20 protein-coding genes and 1 pseudogene are annotated in these 20,569 nt (G+C 68.2%); 10 read left to right on the plus strand and 11 right to left on the minus strand.

What is annotated here, in order from left to right; genetic code table 11:
• Positions 1–6: 6 nt before the first annotated feature.
• Positions 7–360 carry a hypothetical protein gene (locus tag K340_RS32930; protein WP_051267484.1) on the minus strand — a complete coding sequence of 118 codons (354 nt, stop codon included), beginning with the start codon at positions 358–360 and terminating at the stop codon, positions 7–9.
• A 174-nt stretch (positions 361–534) separates the two neighbouring features.
• Positions 535–1,758 (minus strand): peptidoglycan-binding protein, encoded by a 1,224-nt coding sequence (locus K340_RS35450; protein WP_084614892.1) that lies wholly within the window; start codon positions 1,756–1,758, stop codon positions 535–537.
• Between the two features lie 412 nt (positions 1,759–2,170).
• Here K340_RS35450 and K340_RS0123970 point away from each other — a divergent pair, with 412 nt between their 5' ends.
• Positions 2,171–3,079 carry a DMT family transporter gene (locus K340_RS0123970; RefSeq protein WP_051267631.1) on the plus strand — a complete coding sequence of 303 codons (909 nt, stop codon included), beginning with the start codon at positions 2,171–2,173 and terminating at the stop codon, positions 3,077–3,079.
• A gap of 77 nt (positions 3,080–3,156) precedes the next feature.
• Here the strand turns inward: K340_RS0123970 and K340_RS0123975 are convergent, their stop codons facing one another.
• Positions 3,157–3,678, minus strand: a complete 522-nt coding sequence (locus K340_RS0123975; RefSeq protein WP_029138553.1) for a VOC family protein — start codon at positions 3,676–3,678, stop codon at positions 3,157–3,159.
• Between the two features lie 27 nt (positions 3,679–3,705).
• Between K340_RS0123975 and K340_RS32945 the strand changes: the two genes are divergently transcribed.
• A complete protein-coding gene (locus K340_RS32945) occupies positions 3,706–4,590 on the plus strand; it encodes an AraC family transcriptional regulator (RefSeq protein ID WP_154674461.1) in 885 nt (294 codons plus the stop codon).
• A 5-nt stretch (positions 4,591–4,595) separates the two neighbouring features.
• Positions 4,596–6,083 carry a MocR-like pyridoxine biosynthesis transcription factor PdxR gene (gene pdxR, locus K340_RS0123985; RefSeq protein WP_029138554.1) on the plus strand — a complete coding sequence of 496 codons (1,488 nt, stop codon included), beginning with the start codon at positions 4,596–4,598 and terminating at the stop codon, positions 6,081–6,083.
• On the opposite strand, the gene K340_RS32950 is transcribed toward pdxR, so the two are convergent.
• Together K340_RS32950 and K340_RS0123995 are read right to left on the minus strand one after the other, a co-directional pair.
• Entirely contained in the window at positions 5,999–7,336 is a 1,338-nt protein-coding gene (locus K340_RS32950) for an APC family permease (protein WP_051267488.1), read from the minus strand. The genes pdxR and K340_RS32950 overlap by 85 nt on opposite strands.
• Before the next feature lie 126 nt (positions 7,337–7,462).
• Complete coding sequence (locus tag K340_RS0123995) at positions 7,463–8,338, minus strand: LLM class F420-dependent oxidoreductase (protein ID WP_029138555.1); 876 nt, start codon at positions 8,336–8,338, stop codon at positions 7,463–7,465.
• A 231-nt stretch (positions 8,339–8,569) separates the two neighbouring features.
• On the opposite strand from K340_RS0123995, the pseudogene K340_RS37645 reads away from it, so the two are divergent.
• Positions 8,570–8,977 (plus strand): annotated as a pseudogene (locus tag K340_RS37645) (GNAT family N-acetyltransferase); the annotation flags it as partial.
• Positions 8,978–9,058: 81 nt separating this feature from the next.
• Positions 9,059–9,508, plus strand: a complete 450-nt coding sequence (locus K340_RS37650; RefSeq protein WP_029138556.1) for a VOC family protein — start codon at positions 9,059–9,061, stop codon at positions 9,506–9,508.
• A gap of 33 nt (positions 9,509–9,541) precedes the next feature.
• Here K340_RS37650 and K340_RS32955 read toward each other — a convergent pair whose 3' ends face one another.
• From K340_RS32955 to fbaA, 6 genes are all read right to left on the minus strand, one after another.
• Positions 9,542–10,915, minus strand: coding sequence for a type II toxin-antitoxin system HipA family toxin (locus tag K340_RS32955; RefSeq protein WP_051267490.1), 1,374 nt, complete (start codon positions 10,913–10,915; stop codon positions 9,542–9,544).
• Complete coding sequence (locus tag K340_RS37655; RefSeq protein WP_211229625.1) at positions 10,912–11,160, minus strand: helix-turn-helix domain-containing protein; 249 nt, start codon at positions 11,158–11,160, stop codon at positions 10,912–10,914. The genes K340_RS32955 and K340_RS37655 overlap by 4 nt, the downstream gene beginning before the upstream one ends.
• A gap of 60 nt (positions 11,161–11,220) precedes the next feature.
• Positions 11,221–12,093, minus strand: coding sequence for an LLM class F420-dependent oxidoreductase (locus tag K340_RS0124015; protein WP_029138557.1), 873 nt, complete (start codon positions 12,091–12,093; stop codon positions 11,221–11,223).
• Between the two features lie 84 nt (positions 12,094–12,177).
• Positions 12,178–12,810, minus strand: coding sequence for a matrixin family metalloprotease (locus K340_RS37660; RefSeq protein WP_084614900.1), 633 nt, complete (start codon positions 12,808–12,810; stop codon positions 12,178–12,180).
• 109 nt (positions 12,811–12,919) lie between these two features.
• The gene (locus K340_RS36155; protein ID WP_154674462.1) at positions 12,920–13,372 is read right to left on the minus strand and encodes a hypothetical protein; all 453 of its coding nucleotides are present in this window, start codon (positions 13,370–13,372) and stop codon (positions 12,920–12,922) included.
• A gap of 831 nt (positions 13,373–14,203) precedes the next feature.
• Positions 14,204–15,232: a class II fructose-bisphosphate aldolase gene (gene fbaA, locus K340_RS0124020; protein ID WP_029138558.1), complete on the minus strand. Its 1,029-nt coding sequence runs from the start codon at positions 15,230–15,232 to the stop codon at positions 14,204–14,206.
• Positions 15,233–15,368: 136 nt separating this feature from the next.
• Here fbaA and K340_RS0124025 point away from each other — a divergent pair, with 136 nt between their 5' ends.
• From K340_RS0124025 to K340_RS0124045, 5 genes are all read left to right on the plus strand, one after another.
• A complete protein-coding gene (locus tag K340_RS0124025; protein ID WP_029138559.1) occupies positions 15,369–15,965 on the plus strand; it encodes a SigE family RNA polymerase sigma factor in 597 nt (198 codons plus the stop codon).
• A 1-nt stretch (position 15,966) separates the two neighbouring features.
• On the plus strand, positions 15,967–16,215 hold the full coding sequence (locus K340_RS0124030) for a hypothetical protein (protein ID WP_037366600.1): 249 nt from the start codon (positions 15,967–15,969) through the stop codon (positions 16,213–16,215).
• A 27-nt stretch (positions 16,216–16,242) separates the two neighbouring features.
• On the plus strand, positions 16,243–16,911 hold the full coding sequence (locus K340_RS0124035; protein ID WP_245599709.1) for a DedA family protein: 669 nt from the start codon (positions 16,243–16,245) through the stop codon (positions 16,909–16,911).
• 323 nt (positions 16,912–17,234) lie between these two features.
• Positions 17,235–19,253, plus strand: coding sequence for a hypothetical protein (locus tag K340_RS0124040; protein WP_154674463.1), 2,019 nt, complete (start codon positions 17,235–17,237; stop codon positions 19,251–19,253).
• The gene (locus tag K340_RS0124045; RefSeq protein ID WP_029138563.1) at positions 19,219–20,562 is read left to right on the plus strand and encodes an IS256 family transposase; all 1,344 of its coding nucleotides are present in this window, start codon (positions 19,219–19,221) and stop codon (positions 20,560–20,562) included. Before K340_RS0124040 ends, K340_RS0124045 begins: the two co-directional genes overlap by 35 nt.
• Positions 20,563–20,569 lie beyond the last annotated feature (7 nt).

Consider the following 20,569-nt stretch of genomic DNA (forward strand, 5'->3'; position numbering starts at 1 on the left):
CAGTATTCAGCGCTGACGATCGACGCGCACCCGGTTTGCAGCACCGCTTCCGGCACCGTTTCCGGCACCGTTTCCGGCGACCTGTCCGGCCCCACGCAGGTCACGACGGCGGTCCCTGCGCACGGTCCGGAGCCGCCAGAGCGCCAGCAGTACGCAGACGGGCGTCAGCAGATCGGCGAGCACCAGCCCGTGGCGGGGATCCAGGGACCACAGCACCGGCCCCTCAAGGCCGGCGTTGGCGAACAGCCAGAGCACCGCAAGCGCCAGTAGCAGGTAGCCGGGCGCGGCCCGGCGCGCGGTCAGCGTCCAACCGGCGGCGCCGAGCAGCGCGACCAGGGCGACCAGGCTGACGACGACCATGCTGCTCCCGGGTGCGGATGGCGCAATCGCCCGGGCGCTCCGGGCACTACATGGTAGGTCGCGAACGCAGGTCACCCCGGCGGGACGGGGCTGCCCCGCCACCAGAGTGGGTGACGGGGCAGCTCTGCGGAAGGCGCCTCGGTACGTGAGTGGTCGGCAGGCCCGGGCGACGGTCTACTTGCCGGTCCAGGCGGCCTTCCAGGTCGCGGCGTCGACCTTGCCGGTCTTCGGCAGGTGGTTCTTCTTCTGCAGGATCAGCACCGCGGACTTCGTCGCCGAGCCGAAGTAGCCGGTGCCGGTGAGCCCGTACTGCGCCCCGAGCTGACGCTGGAAGCACTGCAGGTTCCGGTACGTCTTGCCGGCGACCATCACCGTTCCGCCCCAGGCCAATGGCGTCCTCGAACCCACCTTGCAGGAGGCGTTGGTGGCCGGGACATAGGGCTTGACGTCGCTCTGGGTCGGCGGTTTCGCCGCCTTCGCCGGATGCAGGTTGTTGGCCGGGTTCCAGGCCGAGTACCAGGTCTCCGGGCCGACGAAGCCGACCGCGTGCAGGTGCGCCTTGGCCTGCAGCTTCTTCACCGCGGCGAGCGTGCTGGGACCGAAGTATCCGGTGCCCTTGAGCCCGTAGCCGAAGCTGCCGAGCTGCTTCTGGAACTTCTGCAGCGCACCGGATTCGGCACCCTTGCGCAGGACGCTGCCCGGGTAGGCCGGGGCGGCAGCCAGCGGGGTGCCGGAAATCTTGTTCCGGATGTCCCAGGCGGCCTTCCAGGTGCTCGGGCCGACGAAGCCGACGACGTTCAGGCCGGCCTTGGTCTGCAGCTTGAGCACCGCCTGCTCGGTGCTCGGTCCGAAGTAGCCGGTGCCCTCCAGGCCGTAACCCATGGCGCCGAGCTGTTTCTGGAAGGTCTTGAGGGCAGCGGAATTGCTGCCGGCCTTGAGCTGGTGGCCGGGATAGGCGGGCGCCTTCGTGCCCGGTTTCGGGGTACCGGGCTTCGGGGTGCTCGGGGCCGGTGTGCTCGGCGGGTTCGAAGCGCCACGGGTCGGCTTCTTGCCGCTACCGCCGTCGGCGTCCTCACTCAGGCCGACCAGGTCGGCGCAGATCCATGGACCCCAGCCGCGCATCCGGTACAGGTAGAGCGCCCGGAAGTCCTGCTCGGCCTTGCTGGCCTGATCCGGGCGACCGGTGCCACCCACGGACTTCCAGGTGGCCAGGTCGAACTGGTACGCGCCGTAGTACGAGTTGCCGCTGTTCATGGCGTAGTTGTTGCTGGATTCGCACTGGCGCAAGGCGTTCCAGGCCGATGACGAGGGATCTGCGTAGGCGCTGCCCACCGATCCGAGAACGACGGTCCCGGCGGCCAGCGCACCGGCGGCCAGCAGGGTTGTCAGACGGCGCACGGCCGTTCCTCTCCCGGCCGCACGTCGACACCCGCGGGCCGCCCCGACGGTGCCGGTCGGCACCGCCCGGGTCGCCCCGCCCGACGCAGCGCCCCTTCCCCGTGCCAGGCGCCGTGTCCGTTCGCCCCCGCTCGGCCTTGCTGTTTGCCGACCGCGGTGCGGTCGGCCGAACCCACGGTGTCGGCGGGCGCGCAGCGGAGGAGCCACGACCACCGACGGATCCGTTCTGCGGGACCCGTCGGTTACCGTAGATCATCCGTCACACAAGTCACAAGTGTCCCAGCAAACTCATTCTGCTCGTTCGTCCCTTGCAACCCAGGCGCGACACGCCGGGCGCGGCCCGAAATAAAATGACACACGTGTAGTTCGGGCGGTGCCCGGCCCCGTCCCGGGTGGCAGTAAATTGCTGCTGGTGAGCAAGCGCGGATGGCTGTTGTTCGTCAGCCTCTGCGTGATCTGGGGTGTGCCGTACCTGCTGATCCGGGTCGCCGTCCGGGACCTGGACCCGGTGGTGGTGGCCGGCGGCCGGACCGCTATCGGCGCGCTGGTGCTGCTGCCGATCACGCTGCGCCGCAAGGCGCTGCGACCGGTGCTCGCCCATTGGCGGATCGTCCTGATCTACACCCTGGTCGAGATCGTCGGTCCCTGGTGGCTGTTGGGCTGGTCCGAGACCAGGCTGACGAGTTCCACCGCCGGCCTGCTGATCGCGCTGGTGCCGCTGTTCACCGCGATCCTGGTGACCCGGCTGGGTCACGACCGGCTGGACCGTCGGCGAAAACTCGGACTGGCCATCGGCTTTGCCGGCGTCGCCGCGCTGGTCGGGCTGGACATCGACTTCGGGAACCTGCTCGCGGTCGCCGCCGCCGTCGGGACAGCCATCGGCTACGCCTTCGGCGCGATGATCATCGGGCGCTACCTGCGGGAGATCCCGGTGCTCGGGGTGATCACCGGCTCGCTGATCCTGTCGACGGTGATCTACGCGCCGTTCGTGGTGCTGTTCCGCCCGGAAACGGTGACGGCCCAGGCCGGTTGGTCGGTGGTCGCGCTCGGGTTGGTCTGCACGGCGGGAGCGTTCCTGGTGCTGTTCGCGTTGGTCGGCGAGGTCGGAGCGGCCAGGGCGACGGTGATCACCTACATCAATCCCGCGGTGGCGATCCTGCTCGGTGTGCTGCTGCTGAACGAGCCCTTCACCCTCGGGATCGCCGCCGGTTTCCCGCTCGTCGTCATCGGCGCGATCCTGGCCACCGGCCGGGCCCGGACGCCGGACACATCGGCGTCGGAGGAACCGGCCGCCCGGACGCCCCCGGGCGGACCCGACTGATCTCCCCTTTGGCAATGCTCCGCATAGCGGAGCATTGCCAAAGGTGGGACATTTGCGCAGGTCAGCTGGGGTTTGCGTCAGCCCTGGGAGGCCAGCCAGTCCTTGACCCGGCGCTCGGCCTCGGCGTCCGAAACCTGCTCGACCCGGGTCATCACCGACCAGCGGACGCCGAACGGATCCAGGATGGATCCGAAACGATCTCCGGTGACGAACGTCGCCGGCGGCTCGCGAACGGTGGCGCCGGCCCGTTCGGCGGCGGCGACGACGGCGTCGCAGTCGCTGACATAGACGGCCAGCGAATGGGTGGTCGCGGCTGCCGCCGGATCGTGCGCGACCAGGCCGTAGCCGTCCGTCGGGTCGGCGAGCTGCAACCGGCCCGATTCCAGTTGCAGTTCGGCGTGGGCGATGGTGCCGCCGGGTCCCGCCAGCCGGGCGACCTCGCGGGCGCCGAACACGCTGACGTAGAAATCGATGGCGGCGGCCGCCCCGTTCACGCACAGGAACGGGGTGATGGTGCTGTAGCCGGCCGGGCGGTACGGGACGTTCGCCTCGCCCGCGGGTTGCTGGGTGTTCTGCTGTGGATCAGCGCTGGTGGTCATGTCGGACATGCTGCCTACGCTGGGGCCGTGCGGTCTTGGACGAATGCGACGGGGCACCGGGATGGGCTCGGCGACCTGGTGCACCCCCGGCAGACCGACCTGATCCTGCGCCGCGCCCAGCTGCCGGTCACCGCCGGCGTGCTTGCCGAGTACGCGGAATGGTTCTGGACCGTCGCCTGGTCGCGATACGGCGCCCCGCTGCGCTCCAGCGAGGTGATCACCAGCCCGGTCTGTCACCTGACCTTCGAGGACGGCCGGCGCGCCGACGGGCGGCGGTCGGTGCGGTACGGCATCACCATGCCGGCGGCCGTGGTGACCACCGCCTGGACCGGCCGGTTCCGGGTACAGCTCGCCGGCGAGGGCCGGGTGATCGGGCTGCGGTTCCGGGCCGGCGGGCTGGCCGCACTGCTCGGCCGTGAGCTGCCGTCGGACCGGACGCTGCCGGCCGACGACCTGCTGCCCGGCAGCGCCGGGATGCTGCCTGCCGTACTCGCCGAGCCGGACGACCTGCGACGCCGCGACCTCATCGAGACCTGGCTGGTGCCACAGCTTCCCGAGCCAGACAGAGCGTTCGTGACCGCCAGGGACCTGGTCGAGTGGTCGGTCGCCGACAGCTCGGTGGTGCGGGTGGAGCAGATCGCCGACCGGGCCGGGCTGTCGGTCCGCGCCGTTCAGCGGCTGTTCCGGCAGTTCGTCGGGGTGAACCCGAAGTGGGTACTGATGCGCGCCCGGCTAAAGGACGCGGCCGCCGCACTGGACTCCGATCCGGACGCCGATCTGGCAGACCTGGCCGTCCGGCTGGGCTGGTACGACCAGTCGCACTTCGTTCGCGATTTCCGGCGGTTCCTGGGCGTCACCCCCGGCCGGTACGCCCGCGACGCGCGGGTGGATCCGGGACCGCCGGAGCCCTGAGTACCGTGGATCTGTGGGTCGACCTGAGCGCGCGCGGGAATCGCACCGCGGCCATCTACCGCGCCCTGGTGCAGGCGATCGGCGACGGCCGGCTGCGGGCGGGCGACCGGCTGCCGCCGATGCGAGCGCTGGCCGCCGACCTCGGCGTCTCGCGCACCACGGTCGCCACCGCCTACGAGCGGCTGACGGCCGAGGGCTACCTGGCCGGTCGGGTCGGCGCCGGTAGCTTCGTCACCGCAGCGGCTGCGACGGTTCCGGCGCCGGCCGGCCCGGCGGCTACCGACACGGCACCCGGCGGCGACGTCGCGCCTGCCGCAACCGCACCGATCGCCCTGCGCCCCAAGACATCCTGGGACTTCCTGCCCGATGCCACCAGTTCACGGGACGGCCCGCTGTGGGCCGATTTCCGGGTCGGCCTGCCCGACCCGACGCTGTTCCCGTTCGACGCCTGGCGACGGCTGATCAGCAACGAACTCCGTCTCCGGTCACGGTCCCCCGGTACCTATGACGAGCCGGCCGGCGACCCAGCCCTGCGGGAAGCCGTCGCCGGCCACCTCGGCCGGTCGCGCTCGATGCGGGCGATGCCGGACGACATCCTGATCACCAACGGCACCCAACAGGGGCTGGACCTGCTCGCCCGGGTGCTGCTGGAACCCGGCGACGTGGTCGCGCTGGAGGACCCGGGCTACGACCGGGCCCGCGAATTGTTCCGGTCGCACGGCGCCACCGTCACCGCAGTGCCGGTGGATGCGGAAGGGATTGTGGTCCAACGGATCCCGCCGCAGGCCCGGCTGGTCTTCAGCACGCCGTCGCACCAGTTCCCGCTCGGCATCCCGATGTCGCTGCAGCGCCGGCGGGAGCTGCTGCAGTGGGCCGCCGAGCGCGACGCGGTGATCGTCGAGGACGACTACGACAGCGAGTTCCGGTTCGCGGCAAGGCCTTTGGAGCCGCTGCATGCGCTGGACCGGTCGGGCCGGGTGATCTACGCCGGGACCTTCTCCAAGTCGCTGCTGCCGACGCTGCGGATGGGGTATCTGGTGGCGCCCCCGTCGCTGGTTCCCGCGCTGCGGGCGGCCCGGCAGCTCGCCGACTGGCACGGGGTCACGGCGCTGCAGTCGGCGCTGGCCGCGTTCATCACCGAAGGTCTGCTGGCCGGCCACCTCCGGCGGGCCAGCGCGGTGTACCGGCGGCGACGGGAGGCGATGCTGTCGGGCATCGACGAGCATCTGGGCGAATGGCTCGAGGCGGTGCCGTCAGCCGCGGGTCTGCACCTGACCGCCCGGCTCCGGCCGGGCGTCTCGCTGCGCTCGGCGGACATCGTCGGCCCGGCCAGGGCGGCAGGAATCGGGTTCGAAGGATTGGCCGCCCACTTCGCCGGGCCGGCCACCGTCGACGGTCTGGTTCTGGGTTACGGCACGGCGCAGCTGGACTCGATCGACGGCGGATTGGCCGGCATCGCCCGCCTGGTCCGGCGCTTCGCCAGCTCGCCGTAACCGAGGGCGAGCGCGGCGACACCGAGCGCCCAGAAGATCTGGATGCCGGTCAGCGCCAACACCCCCGTCACGCAGACGAACGAGAACGCGGCCGCCCGGCGCGCCCAGCTCCGGCGCGGGAGCAGCCGCACCGCCGCCGCCGTACCGATCGCGTAGACCAGGGTGAACGAGCCGGTCGCCAGCAGCACCGATCCGGCAAGGTCCAGCTGGATCACCGCGGCGGCCAGGATGGACAGCACACTCAGCCCGACCAGCACCAGCAGGGAGCGTCGCGGCACCTCACCGACCACGCTGCCGCGGGCGAACCAGGCCGGGAACGCCCCGTCCCGGCCGAGCGCCGCACCGAGCTTGGACCCGCCGGCCAGGTAGGCGTTGATCGCACCGACCGTCAGCAACACGGCAACCACGGTGGTGATGCCCCTGGCCGGGCCGCCGAACGCGATCGCCAACAGGTCACCCAACGGGGCGGCGCTGCTGCCGGCGGCCGGGCCGAGCACCAGGACGGCCGCGGCCGCCACCCCCAAATACAGCACGCCGACCGCGACGATCGCGATGGTGGTGGCGCGCGGGATGTCCCGGCCCGGGTTGCGGTACTCCGACGAGAGCGAACTGACCGCCTCCCAGCCGGCGAAGGCCCAGATCAGCAATGCCGCTGCCGCACCGATGCCCGAAACCCCGTGCGGCGCAAAGGGGGTCAGATTGTCCAGGTCGGCATGCGGGAGCGTGACCAGCACGGTGACCAGCAGCAGCAGCGCCAGCAGACCGGTCATCGCGAGCTGCACCCGGCTGGAGATCCGAATGCCGAACCAGTTCATGGCGCCGACCAGCAGTACCAGTACCAGCACCGTGCCCAGCTGAGTGGCGCGTCCACCGCCGAAGGTGTCGGCGACGTAACCGCCGGCGAACCCGGCCGCCGGCGGGGCGCCGATCGGGATCGCGAAGTAGAAGACCCAGCCGACCATCGCGCCGACCCGCCGCCCGAACGCCCGGGTGGCGAACGTCGACACCCCGCCCGAATCCGGGAATCGCGCACCGAGGGCGCCGAAGGTGCAGGCCAACGGGATCGACAACAGCACCAGCAGCAGCCAGGCCAGCAACGAGGCCGGCCCGGCCACCCCCGCGGCGACCGCCGGCAGCGCGATCACCCCGGTGCCGAGCACGGCGCCGATGGTCAGGGCGGCGCCCTGCAAGCTGGACAGGCCGGACGGTCGGTCCGGTGGTGCGGCCGGTGCCGACGCGACGGAGTGGGTCATCTGCCCGACGTTAGGAGCGCCATTGGCCGGTCGGAAGTGACAAGTCCGCCCATTCCGAACGGGCCAATCGGTCCGGATCAGCCGCCCCGGCTCGGCACCGCCGAGCAGCCCCTCAGCCGCGGCCCGTCAGCCGATCGCCTGCAGCCGGGGCAGCGCCTTCGTCACCAATTCGTCGGTGAACTCGGCGACGGGGCGACCGGGGTCGGGCATCACCTGCACCTCGCTGATGCCCAGGGCGGCGTACTGCTCGACCTCGGCCAGCACCGGGTCGGTCTCGACCAGGATCTGCCTGGTGAGCAGGGCGGTCTTGGTGATCGCGTCGTAGTCGCGGCCCTCGGCGTCGCAGTGCCGGCGCAGCACCTCGAGTTTGTGTGCGACGTCCTCCGGGGTGGTGGCGAAAATGTTGCACGCGTCGGCATACCGGGCGACCAGCAGCAGGGTCTTCCGCTCGCCGCCGCCGCCGATCATGATCGGCGGGTGCGGGCGACTCAGAGCCGTTGGCACGCAAAGGGTTTCGGCCAGCTGGTAATGGGTGCCGCCATACCCGCCGTCGTTGTCGCTCCACATCTGCAGGCAGATCTGCAGGGTCTCCTCGAGCCGTTCGAAGCGTTCGGCCATCGGCACCACCGGCACGCCGAGAGCCCGCTGCTCGCGCTCGTACCAGGACGCACCGATGCCCAGCACAGCGCGGCCGCCGGAGAGCACGTCCAGGGTGGTGACGATCTTCGCCAACAGCCCCGGATGCCGGTAGGTCACCCCGGTTACCAGCAGCCCGAGGGACATCTTCTCGGTTGCCGCCGCCAGGAAGCCCAGCGTGGTGTAGCCCTCCAGCATCGGCTCATCGGCCTGGCCGTATGCCTCGATCTGGAAGTAATGGTCCATCACGGTAAAGGCGTCGATGCCGCCCTGCTCGGCGACCCGCGCGGTTTTCAGCAGCGCCGGCCCGATCTGCTCCGGTGCCCCCGGAGTGGAGTAGTTCCAGTAGTTCAGTCCGACCTTCATGGCGATCCGTTCCCGAGCTTCGGCGTCTTCCCCGGGCAACGGTAGGTGCCGGCCGGCACGCCAGACAGGGCCTGCCGATCCCAGGATCGGGTAACGACAGACTCGGCTGTGATCGATCCTCCAACGGACGCGGCCGGGCCGGAAGTGACCGAATCAGCCGTGTGAAACCTGCCAATTCTGGCCGGATAAATCCGGCCGCGCGGCCGCCCACTGCTCGGCTACCGTCACCGGATGCCGAATCTGGAGCTGCTCCGAGCAGATCATGCGGCGGCGCTGCTCGCCTTCGAACGAGCGAACCGGGCCTTCTTCGCCGGCTCGATTCCGGACCGTGGAGACGACTACTTCACCGAGTTCGACGGCATGCTCGCCGACCGGTTGGCCGAGCAGGCCGCCGGCAGCTGCCTGTTCCACCTGCTGGTCGATAACGACGGCGCGGTGCTCGGCCGATTCAACCTGGTGGACATCGCCGACGGCGAGGCCGAACTCGGTTACCGGATGGCCGAACACGCCACCGGCCGCGGGCTGGCCACCAGGACGGTCGCCGAGCTGTGCGTGCGGGCGGCCGCCGAATACGGTCTGACGGGCCTACGCGCCCGCACCGCCGAGACCAACGTGGCCTCCCGGACCGTACTGGCCCGCAACGGATTCACCCCGACCGCCCACACCCTGCTCAGCACCGGTCCCGGTGTTCTCTACCACCGGGTGCTCGCCCCGCCACCGGTGCGGCCGGTCGGGGGCCGGGCGGTCCGGCAGGTGCAGATCACCTTCGACTGCGCCGCTGCGTGGCCGCTCGCCCGGTTCTGGTGCGAGGTGCTCGGCTACGTCATGCCGTCGGCGCCGGACGGCTTTGCCAGCTGGGAGGCCAGCGAACGCGCGCTACAGCCAGAGCAGCGGGGTGCGTGGGCCGCCTGCATCGACCCCACCGGCGCCGGGCCGCGGCTGTACTTCCAACGGGTGCCAGAGGGCAAGGTGGTGAAGAATCGGGTGCACCTGGACGTCCGGGTCGGCACCGGACTGGTCGGCGCCGAGCGGCTCGCCGCGCTGGAGGCCGAGTGCACCAGGCTGCTCGCGCTCGGCGCGACCAGGGTGCGGCTGCTGGCGGCCGACGAGGACAACGAATCCTGCCTGGTGATGCAGGACATCGAGGGGAACGAGTTCTGTCTGGATTGACGAGAAGGCCAGGACGGAGCAGTAATGGCTCGGTCAACCTCCGTTGGATGCCGGGGTCGTCGTGCCTCGGGACGTCTTGAGCGGGCGATCGGTTCGGGGGGCGCCCCGAGTGTTCTTGGGTCGGTCGTCGGAACTGAGTGCCTTCCGCATCTGTGCCGATAGATCGGCGTTCGATCTGGACAACCGTGTCATCGTGTTGCGCTTGATCTCGTCCGAGGCATCCGAGCTGATGTCATCCAGCACCGAGGCAAAGGCATCCGGGAACTCGCTCGCCAGCTGCCGAACGCGGTTGAACACGTATTCATCGCTCAATCCCAGAGTCTTTCCGGCTTCCACCCAGTGCCGCGGCATCACCTCGCCGATTTTCCTTCCGCCTCCGATGCTCAGGGCAACGTCGCGCAGCCCCTTCCGGTATTGAAACGAGAAGGCCGACGCCAGATCGTACAGCGGGGCGATCTCCACTCGGCCCGGCAACAACAGCAAGCTGATGTTCTTCGAGTGACCGTCCGGCGCCCCCGCGACGTAATTGATGGCGAGAAAGTCGAAGAGCCTCCGTGCGTCCCGCGCAGGGTCGTCGCTGGTGTTCGCCACCACCCGCATCATGTCCTTCAGCGATGGGCCGTGCGGCACTTCATATTTGTCTTCGGGAAGCCTGCCGGCTGCTTGGCACAAGTCCTCCTGATGCAGCCGTAGTACGGTCGGTCCGGCGGCAACGCGGTCGAACCGCTCAACGACAGCGGCCGGCTCACCGCCGAACTCCCGGTATTGGCTGCCGGCCGTTTTCACACCGACCATCGACGCCGCCCTCATCGTGGCATGCTCGACGAGCGCCTGATGGTGCAGTCTTCCGATGCCGGGCTTGACGATGTGCGTCGTAGCAGCGGCACCTTTCGCCTCGAACCACTGCTCATCCGCGCGGATGATGGCGAACTTGCTCTGCTGGCCGGCGAGGGACCAGTGTCCGTCGGGCAACTCCCACGAGCTCGGTTCGCTGTGCAACGCTCGCAGCCGGCCGCCTATCTCGGCCTCGCTGCAAGGAATTCGCTCGTGGGCACGCTCCCTCATTTCGGCCAGCCGGTCGGGCTCGGTGAACTGCACCGCGCCAGGGCAGTCCCAGCCCATCGCGGCCAACAACGAGATGGCATCGGTCTGCCCGGTGCCCCAACGATCCGCCCATCGTCTGCGCACCTGCGGATCCTCGGGAACCAGGCCCTCCAGGTACGGCTTGATGGCGCGTTCGCCGAACCGCGTTCGGGCCAGCGGCAGTCGCGTCGACAGCGGAACCGTGGCACCGCCGGTCAGGTAGTCCGGGTCGTACTGGAACTCCGTCTTCGCGGACGACTCCGTCCGCGTCACCGACCCGACGAGGTCTCCGGACAGCAAAACCAACAGCTTCAGGGCACTCACGCCCGACCGGCTGCCCGGAGTGCCGTCAAGAGCGTTTGCTCAGTGGTGCTGGTCCGACGGGGCGTCAAGGTCATCGATAGCCCGAGCGCCGACAACACCTTGAACACTTGCTCGGCTTCGGCCCTTCGATGTCCGGCTTCGAGCCGCGCCAGCCACGCACGAGAGACGCCGGCCTTGTCCGCCAGAGCCTGCTGACTCAGTGCGGCCTCAATGCGAGCGTCACGAATAGCCGGTCCGATGCGCAAGCGAATCGCAGTCCACGAACGTGGACATGCAGACGCAAGCAGGTGGGGTCGTGCAGAGCGTCAGAGGTCGGCGATCGCGGGCACCAACTGCGCTCCCAGGATTTCCAGCGGCCGGATCTCCGACACCCGAGGCACCGTGCCATGGATCTCGGAAACGCCGAGCGCCGCCAGTTCGCCGGCGGTGTGGATCAGCTCGTCGACGTGCTCACCGTTCTCTCCGGGATCCAGGCGCAGCATGACCGTTTTCTCGATGTCGTCGTAGTCGCGGCCTTCCCGCTCGCAGTGGGCGCGCAGCACATCGAGCTTGTGGGCCAGCTCATCACTGTGGAACAGGTTGCAGGCCTGGGCATATCGAGCCACCAGCCGGAGTGTCTTTCGTTCGCCTCCGCCGCCGATCAGGATCGGCGGGTGCGGCCGGCGCAGCGGATGCGGGCTGTCCAGCGTGCGCCCAAGTTGATAGTGCACCCCGCGATACGGCCCCTCGTCGTCACTCCACATCTGCAGGCAGATCTGCAGTGCCTCCTCGAGCCGCTCGAACCGTTCCGCGGTCGACGGGAACGGCAGCCCCAGTCCGTCGGCCTCGTGGTTGTTCCACGCGGCGCCGATGCCCAGCCAGGCACGACCACCGGAGAGCACGTCCAGGGTGCTGACGGCCTTGGCCAGCAGGCCTGGCTCCCGGTAGACGACGGCGGTCACCCAGGCCAGCAGTTCCACCTCGGAGGTCCGGGCGGCCAGGAAGCCGAGCGTGGTGTAGGCCTCGAGCATCTCCTGTTCCGGCGGCCCGTGGACACCGATCTGCCACAGGTGATCCATGACGCTGACCCGGCCGAACCCGTTGGCCTCGGCCGCTTCCACGATCCGGATCAGGTCGTCCCGCAGCCCGGCCGGGCCGGCCGGGTAGGTGAAGTCGGAGATGTGCAAGCCGATCTTCATCCGGCGCCTCCCGTCATCCCCCGTCGAGATTGACCTCTACGGACAACTGTGCCAGAGCTTAGCATTAGGCCGAGAAGAAAGTCCTTAGGGGCACCCAGCGTCAGGGGTCCCGGTGAAGGGTGGCCTGTTATACAACCATTGGTAAGCGCTCTTGTCGTCAGTCGTCAAGTAGTCGACAGGGTTGTCGTATTTGTACATTATCGCGGCTGAATTGCAGGAGTGGGGAAGGCCTTGTGAGTGCCCGAATTCATGGATGGCGGTATGGTAGAAGTGGCAATAATATATTCCCGGATGGTCGTACGCGACTTGGCTGTTGAACCTTACGTACGCATGTGTCAAGTAGCCGGTGGTGGCAGGGGTATGGTCGGAATTACCACATGGACCACCGCTGCTGAGTGTTCCCAGCGGAATGTTTAATACGTCAATCGGGTGATTGGCATGCGGGCAACCGGCAGACCACTGTGGATGCTGGGTCCCTCCGTTGGCATAGTTACTATACAAGTCAACAGCGTTAGCTATCGTTGCCGGCCAGCTGGAGTGTGCATTTACAGCGCTTGTCGTACAGTAGAAGCTGTTGGTTGCTCGCGGCCAGAACACGCCTCCTGTATACCATTTCGTTGACACAGTCGCCGGATTGCCGCGATCAGGTTCCGCAGATGCAGTGCTCGTTACTAGCAGGCAGCAGACAAGTACGGCGCCGACACATGCCCACGTCATCGTCTTTCTGTGACCTCGCCTCAAAGCACTACCCTCTCTGACGTCGGCTACTCCTCCACGCCATTGAAGCGGTAGAGCAGGCGAACTCAATTTCCGTGTGCACAGGCTTTCAAGAAGCGACTCTCTGGATAGATTCCAATGATACGGCTGGGTACTTAGCTTCCGGCAACTCTTTCATTCTGCCGTTCTCGACCAATGTGATGGATGCGGTCACGTGGTCAACTGTTTCAGGAAAGGCCAGGCACCCTTCGTCGACAGACAATATCGAACCGTCGACGAGCGGCAATGCATTCAGTACATAAGAACCTTCAGGGTAACCCGGCAATTGGCTCAGGTTTCCGAAAAATCGCCTGTCGCTACTCAATGGTATCCCGGCACCGGGGGCATCAGTGCTTGATCCGCCCACTGTTGTCCCGCCGACCACCCAAGCTTCGACTGCGGCCGGGACGACCGGCCCAACGACCACGTGATCAACATTGACCGCAATCTGTGAATAGACTGTTTGGTCGCCGCGATCGGAGCTGCCGTTCGATAGGACGGCTGTCTGCCCGGTGAGCGACACTGACCCAGTAATCCACGTGCTCGTCTCCGTCGAATCTATATTTGCGATCCGCGTGGCCAGCGCAACCTTTGCCGGGCAACTAATGTAATGCATGCTATGAAATAGCGCGTCCAGCGAACTTGTTGTTGACTCTGACGCAGTACCCGAAGATACCTGGCCAGTGGACAACTGCCTCATCGGGAGTGCCAACGAGGGATCTGACGTGGTGGCCGACTCCAATACTTGTGTGGGCTGGGCGCACGACATCGCGGTCAACATGACACCAACGGTGACCGAGATGTTGGCCAACAACCGGTTCGCTCGCATTGGCATCCTCCCCAGCCGCTCACGGGTGATGACCAGACAGTATGCCGACCTCAGAGCCGATGCAAGGCATCAAAGTTGTCGCGCTCCGCTGTTCGCTTGCCGGGTTCGTACATCCTGCCGGCAGCACTCTCAGCATCGCAGCGCCGGCACCACCTATGGCCGCACCACACCAGATGCCACCCACGAGGGCCCCGTGCGATGAGAACGCCCGCTGCGTTGCGCTGACGTTTCACCCGCTGTCCCCCGGCAGCGTGAATCGACGATCTCCGAGTCGATCAACGTAGACCGCTGCGCCGACGGCGCTCCGCGCCCACCTCGTGGCACTGTCGAGACTGTCGAACGAGCACAGCGCCGGCTGGGCGGTGCGCAGCCAGCCAGACCGCCGTGCCGCGAATCGGGAATAGGTAGACGCCGTCAGCCTGGCCAACTCCAGCCAGGGTCAACGCGGGACCGACGCGCGGGAGTTGCCCCGGGACGGCACCCATTCCACCCGGCCCGGGACAACCCCGCTACGCCAGCCGGGAACTACTTCCCGGAGGTGCCGGCCGAGCCGAGCTGCTGGCAGGCCTCGACGATCCGGGCGGCCATCCCGGCCTCGCCCAGCTTGAGGTAGGCGCGCGGGTCGTAGGCCTTCTTGTTGCCGACCTCGCCGTCCACCTTCAGGACACCGTCGTAGTTGCTGAAGAAGTGCCCGGCCAGCGGCCGGGTGAACGCGTACTGGGTGTCGGTGTCGATGTTCATCTTCACCACGCCGTAGGAGACCGCCTCGGCGATCTCGTCGGCGGTGGAGCCCGACCCGCCGTGGAAGACCAGCTCGAACGGCTTGGACCCGCCCGGCCGACCCAACTTCTCGGCCAGCGCGTCCTGACCGGCCTTGAGCACCGCGGGCTTGAGCTTGACGTTGCCCGGCTTGTAGACGCCGTGCACGTTGCCGAAGGTGGCCGCCACGATGTAGTTCCCGTCCGGGGCGCCGAGTGCCTCGACGGTGGCGACGAAGTCTTCCGGCGAGGTGTACATCTTGTCGCTGGCCTCGCCGACCACGCCGTCCTCCTCACCGCCGACCACGCCGATCTCGATCTCCAGGATCACGTTGGCCGCCTGGCACAGCGGCAGCAGTTCCTTGGCGATCTCCAGGTTCTCCGCCAGCGGGATGGCCGAGCCGTCCCACATGTGCGAGTGGAACAGCGGCTGCCCGCCGGCCTTGACGCGCTCGGTCGACAGCGCCAGCAGCGGCTTGACGTAGCCCTCGAGCTTGTCCTTCGGGCAGTGGTCGGTGTGCAGGGCGATGGTCACGTCGTACTTGTCGGCCACCACCTTGGCGAACTCGGCCAGCGCCACCGCGCCGACCACCATGTCCTTGACCGAGGTGCCGGAGGCGAATTCGGCGCCGCCGGTCGACACCTGCAGGATGCCGTCGCTGCCGGCGTCCGCGAAGCCCTTGATGGCGCCGTTGATCGTCTCCGACGAGGTGACGTTGATGGCCGGGTAGGCGAAGCCGCCGTCCCGCGCCTTGCTGAGCATCGCGGCGTAGGTCTCCGGAGTGGCGAGAGGCATGGTGTTTCCTTCCGAATCGATCAAGCTGGGCTTACCTCCAGTATCCCTCACCGGCATTCGGCACTGCCAGCAGAGCCACCCTGGCAGGATGGTCCGGAGCGCACAGGGTGCACGTCGGGGCAGCAGGGAGTTGGGCATGCAGCAGAACGGGGCGGTCGGCGAGTCCGAGGTGGAGCGGACCCTCGGCGCCCTGCGCACGCTGAATCCGGTGCGGCAGGCGCCGCCCCCACCCCCGCGGGACCAGCCGCTGACCATCGACGATCTGTACCGCTCGCACCGGATGAGCATGGTGCGGCTGGCCATCCTGCTGGTCGACGACATCGCCAGCGCCGAGGACGTGGTGCAGGAGGCGTTCGCCGGCCTGTACAAGCAGTGGGGAACCCTGCGGGACACCGGCGCCGCGATCGGCTACCTGCGGACCGCCGTGGTGAACGGGTCCCGGTCGATGCTGCGCCGGCGCCGGACGGCCAGGGCGTACGTGCCGCCGGATCCGGGGACCGCGCGGTCGGCCGAGTCGCTGGCCATCATGTCGTCCGAGCACCGGGCCGTGGTGGATGCGATGGGCGAACTGGCACCGCGGCAGCGCGAGGTGCTGGTGCTGCGCTACTACGGCGGGCTGTCCGAGGCGGAAATCGCCGAGGCGACCGGCCTGTCCAAGGGCACGGTGAAGTCGACGGCCAGCCGCGCGGTGGCCAAGCTCGGCGGCATCATGCGGGCGCAGTCGGAGGGCTGACGTGGCCCGAACCCCAGACGGCGCTGCCGAGCGACCCGACCCCGAACGCGTGCTCTCGCAGGCATTGCGGGCGATGGCCGGCGGCCGGCCTGCCCCGCACTCCGCCGGTACCCCCGGGTCTGCCGGCGCAGCCGACCACCCGGGCCGCCGCCGCGGCCGGCTCACCGTCGCCCAGGTCCTGTTGATCGCCGCGATCCTCGGGCTGGTGATCGGGATGGGCGTCGCCTTCGTGCTGGTGGCGGTGTCCTGACCCGCGGCCCCGGTACTGTGGGGAGTCGTGACCAACCTCGCGCTCCTGCCCGGCTGGCTGGACCCCTCGAACATCATCACCGGCCTCGGATCGTGGGCCGTCGTCGGCATCATGCTGATCCTGTTCGCCGAATGCGGACTGCTGATCGGGTTCTTCCTGCCCGGCGACACCCTGCTGTTCATGGCCGGGCTGTTCGTCTCGACCGGGGCACTGGACATCAGCTTGTGGCTGCTGATCCCGCTGCTGATCGTGGCGGCGTTCGTCGGCAATATGGTCGGCTACGGCATCGGCTACAAGGTGGGGCCGGCGGTGTTCCATCGGCCGGACGCGAAATTCCTCAAGCCCGAGTACATCGAACGCTCGACCCACTTCTTCGAGAAGTACGGGAAGATCACCGTGGTGCTGGCCAGGTTCGTGCCGGTGGTCCGCACGGTGGCCACTGTGATGGCCGGCGCGTCGAAGATGAACGCGAAGATCTACACGCTGTACTCGTTCATCGGCGGCGTCGCCTGGGTCACCATCGTCACCGTCGCCGGCTTCTACCTCGGCAAGATCGACTTCGTCCGGGACAACGTCGATCTGCTGGTGATTCTTGCGGTGATCGCGGTCGTGCTCGCCTCGGCGGTGCCCGCGCTGCTGCACTGGCGGGCGCGCCGCCGGGCCAGCGGCACCGCGGTGCCGGAGCAGACGTCCTGATCGGTCTGTTCGAGCGGCGGCAGCGTCACGCGATGCCCTTGCAGCGCAAGGACTTACATAGTTCACCTAACTAACGATCTCACTTTCGGGTGAATGGTCTTGCGCAGCGACACCCTGGTGCCTCAGGGTGACCGTTGTCGGCACCTGATGGCATACGAAACCCCCGTGAAGCACATTGTCTTGACCTGTTGGCCGACGCTTCGTTGTCGTTTCCATGATCCGGTCGAGTCTCTGTAGGGGTACCTGTGTCCCAGCTTCGCGGTCTTGTGCGCTCACCTTCTCCTGTTCGGCTGGGTCGGCTGCCGCGGGCGTGGTCGATCGGATTGTCATTGTTGTTGGCGCTGGCCGTGATCGGCGTGCGGCCGGCGACCGCGGGGGCAGCATCGACGCCGACCCAGGCGCGGGCGGCCGTGGTGGCCGGTGCAACGGCGCCGTCGGCGGGGTTGTTCGTTCCTGCAGTGACTCGGGTGTTGGACACCCGCAGCGGACTGGGTGGGTATTCGACGCCGATGCCGGTGAACGCGTGGCGCTCGTTTCAGGTGACCGGCGTCGGCGATATCCCGGCTTCCGGAGTATCGGCGGTGCAGGCCACGGTGACGGTGGTGTCTCCGGCGTCGGCGGGGAACTTGTGGGTGTCTCCGTCGTCGGCTCCGTCGACGGTGGCCCCGGCGGTGATCTACGGCGCGGGGGTGACCGGTTCGGTCTCGGGCGCCACGATCGTCGCGGTCGGCACGGACGGCAAACTGCAGGTGATGACCGGGTCCGCGGTGACCGTGGTGATCGACGTTCAGGGCTACTACACCGCGGGTGACGAGGTCGCCGCGGGCGGCTATGTGCCATTGGATCCGCGGCGGGTCGCCGACTCGCGGATCGGAACCGGTGGTCTGCCGGACGGAAAGCTGTTGGCGGACACGGTGTACACGGTGTCGACGGGTTCAAAGGTGCCGGCGGGCGCGTCGGCGGTGTTCGTCACGTTCACGACGATGTCGTACTCGACGGCGGGCGGCTATCTGACGCCGTGGGCCACCGGTGATCCGGCCACCGGGGTGTCGTTGAACTTCCCTGGGAACGTGAACACGGCAATTTCGGCCGCGGTGCCACTGTCACCAGAGGGGACCTTTGATCTCCGGTACCGCTCCACCGGTGATCCGATCCACCTGATGGTGCACGTGTTGGGTTACTACTCGGCGGCCACCGGCGAGTCCGGGGCGTTCACTCCGGCGGTGCGCCGTGTCCTTGACACCCGGGTCTCCCCGAACGTGCAGATTCCGGGCGGCGCGATCGTCACGGTGCCGTTGGCCGGAGTGAAGGGGGTACCGGCTGCGGGGTCTGGCATCAGTGCGATCGCGGTGAACATGTCGGCGATCCACCTCGGCAGCCACGCCGGGAATGTCCAGTTGTGGGCGGCGGACCGGCCGCAGCCGCCGTCGGCGGTGGTGGAATATCCGGCCTCGACCGTCACCACGATTCGGACCAACCTGACTGTGCTGGCGACCTCACCGGACGGGAAGGTGAAGCTCCGTAACAATGGCACCGACCCGATCAACGTCGTGTTGGACGTGTTCGGCTGGTATTCGAACGTGACTCCGGCGATCGCTGGTGGGCAGTCCGTGACTGGCCGATTCGCCACGTTGCAGGCCGGCAAGGCGGGCGGCCCGTGGGTCACCTACCAGTATCGGGTCGGCACGGTCGGCGCGTTCGCCAACGTTCCCCTCGCGCATGTCACCGTCCCGGGGACCGCGACCCACCCGGCGGCGTGGCCGGTCACCCGCAACAGCGCCGGTGTGTTCGACGCGTACCGGTGGGATGTGCCGGCCACGGTCGGGCTGGCCGATCAGCTGGTCCAGGTCCAGGCCTGCTACCGCACCACCGCGAGCGATCCGGATCCGGTGTGCGCGATGCCCTCCACGGTGCAGTTGGGGGTGTCCGGGTTCCAGAACGCCTACGCCACCACGGATGTCGGCCCGGGCAGTGTCGCCGAGCTGACCGGCGACTATCAAATCGGCGTCGGTGATGTGGACGAGGCTGCTGCACTGTCGGCGTTGAGTGTGTCCCGGACGTTGACGACCCTGGCCCCGACCGCCGAGCGGTCGGGTGCGGTCGGCGTTTTCGGGCCGGGCTGGACGGCGGACCTGGCCGACGCCGGCGGGGTCGGCGCGGCCGATCTGACCGTGGCCGACCATCTCGTGGACGGCTACCTGGTGTTGCAGGGAGCCGACGGTTCGGCATCGATGTATCAGGCCAGGGGGTGTCAACTGTTCTGTGTAAGCGAAGGGGTCTCCGATCTGAAGGAGATTGACTGTGAGCATGACCGAGCAGAAGAAGGATGGGCAGGAGTCTGAGGCTCGCCGGTTGCGTCGGGAGCTGTTCGATGACGCGATGCTGGACAAGTTGATGGCGGCCACCGATGAGCGTGGCGTCGCGTTGACCGGTGAGGGCGGCTTCCTCCCGGAAATGATCAAGGCCGTGCTGGAACGTGGGATGGAAACCGAACTGACCGGCCATCTGGGCTACGAGCGAGGCGACCCGGCCGGGAACGGCAGCGGGAACTCCCGGAACGGGACGACGCCGAAGACCGTGGGCAGCGAGGTCGGCGACATCGCCCTGGACCAGCCGCGGGACCGTAATTCCACGTTCGCGTCGGCGTTGGTGCCCAAGGGATCCCGCCGCCTGGGCGGCCTCGAGGACATGATCATCAGTCTGTACGCCGGTGGGATGACGATCCGGGACATCCAGCACCACCTGGCCGCCACGCTGGGCACCGAGTTGTCCCACGAGACGATCAGCAATGTCACCGACGCGGTCGCCGAGGAGGTCACCGCCTGGCAGGCCCGCCCGCTGGAGGCGTTCTACCCGGTGATCTACCTGGACGCGCTGGTGGTGAAGATCCGCGACGGCGCGCACGTGAGCAACCGGGCCGCGCACGTCGCGGTCGGTGTCGACCTGGACGGGGTGAAACACGTCCTGGGGATCTGGGTCCAGGCATCCGAGGGCGCCAAGTTCTGGGCCGGCGTGTGCGCCGAGCTGGCCAACCGCGGCGTGAAGGACGTGCTGATCGTCTGCTGCGACGGGCTCACCGGGTTCCCCGAGGCGATCGAGGCGACCTGGCCGGCCGCGACGGTGCAAACCTGTGTGGTGCACCTGATCCGCGCCTCGATGCGGTTCGTGGCCTACCAAGACCGCAAGGCCGTGGCCGCGATGCTCCGGCCGATCTACACCGCCGCCACCGAGGACGCCGCCCTGATGGCGCTGACCACGTTCGCGGACTCGAACCTCGGACGCAAGTACCCGGCGGCGGTCGCCTCCTGGACCAACGCCTGGGACCGGTTCACCCCGTTCCTGGCCTTCGGCCCGGCCCTGCGGAAGGTCATCTACACCACCAACTCGATCGAGTCGCTGAACTACCAGCTCCGCAAGATCATCAAGAACCGCGGCCACTTCCCCAACGACGCCGCCGCCGTCAAACTGCTCTGGCTGGCCATCCGCAACATCGAGGACAAACGCGCCCGAGAACGCGCCAAACAAGCCGGCAAAGGCAAAGACCGCCAATCCATCCCACGCCTCGTCGAAGGCGCCACCGTCACCGGCTGGAAAGCCGCCCTCGGCGAACTCGCTCTCATCTACCCCGACCGCATCAACCGCAACCTCTAGCCCCCAG

Source organism: Nakamurella lactea DSM 19367 (assembly GCF_000426645.1).
Lineage (GTDB): Bacteria > Actinomycetota > Actinomycetes > Mycobacteriales > Nakamurellaceae > Nakamurella > Nakamurella lactea.

Excerpts from the sequence above, each read along its gene's own strand:
- K340_RS32930 (WP_051267484.1), bottom strand. The coding sequence starts at position 360 with ATGGTCGTCGTCAGCCTGGTCGCCCTGGTCGCGCTGCTCGGCGCCGCC.
- K340_RS0123975 (WP_029138553.1), bottom strand. The coding sequence starts at position 3,678 with ATGACCACCAGCGCTGATCCACAGCAGAACACCCAGCAACCCGCGGGC.
- K340_RS32950 (WP_051267488.1), bottom strand. The coding sequence starts at position 7,336 with ATGACCCACTCCGTCGCGTCGGCACCGGCCGCACCACCGGACCGACCG.
- K340_RS0123995 (WP_029138555.1), bottom strand. The coding sequence starts at position 8,338 with ATGAAGGTCGGACTGAACTACTGGAACTACTCCACTCCGGGGGCACCG.
- K340_RS0124015 (WP_029138557.1), bottom strand. The coding sequence starts at position 12,093 with ATGAAGATCGGCTTGCACATCTCCGACTTCACCTACCCGGCCGGCCCG.
- K340_RS37660 (WP_084614900.1), bottom strand. The coding sequence starts at position 12,810 with ATGACGTGGGCATGTGTCGGCGCCGTACTTGTCTGCTGCCTGCTAGTA.
- fbaA (WP_029138558.1), bottom strand. The coding sequence starts at position 15,232 with ATGCCTCTCGCCACTCCGGAGACCTACGCCGCGATGCTCAGCAAGGCG.
- K340_RS0124025 (WP_029138559.1), top strand. The coding sequence starts at position 15,369 with ATGCAGCAGAACGGGGCGGTCGGCGAGTCCGAGGTGGAGCGGACCCTC.
- K340_RS0124045 (WP_029138563.1), top strand. The coding sequence starts at position 19,219 with ATGACCGAGCAGAAGAAGGATGGGCAGGAGTCTGAGGCTCGCCGGTTG.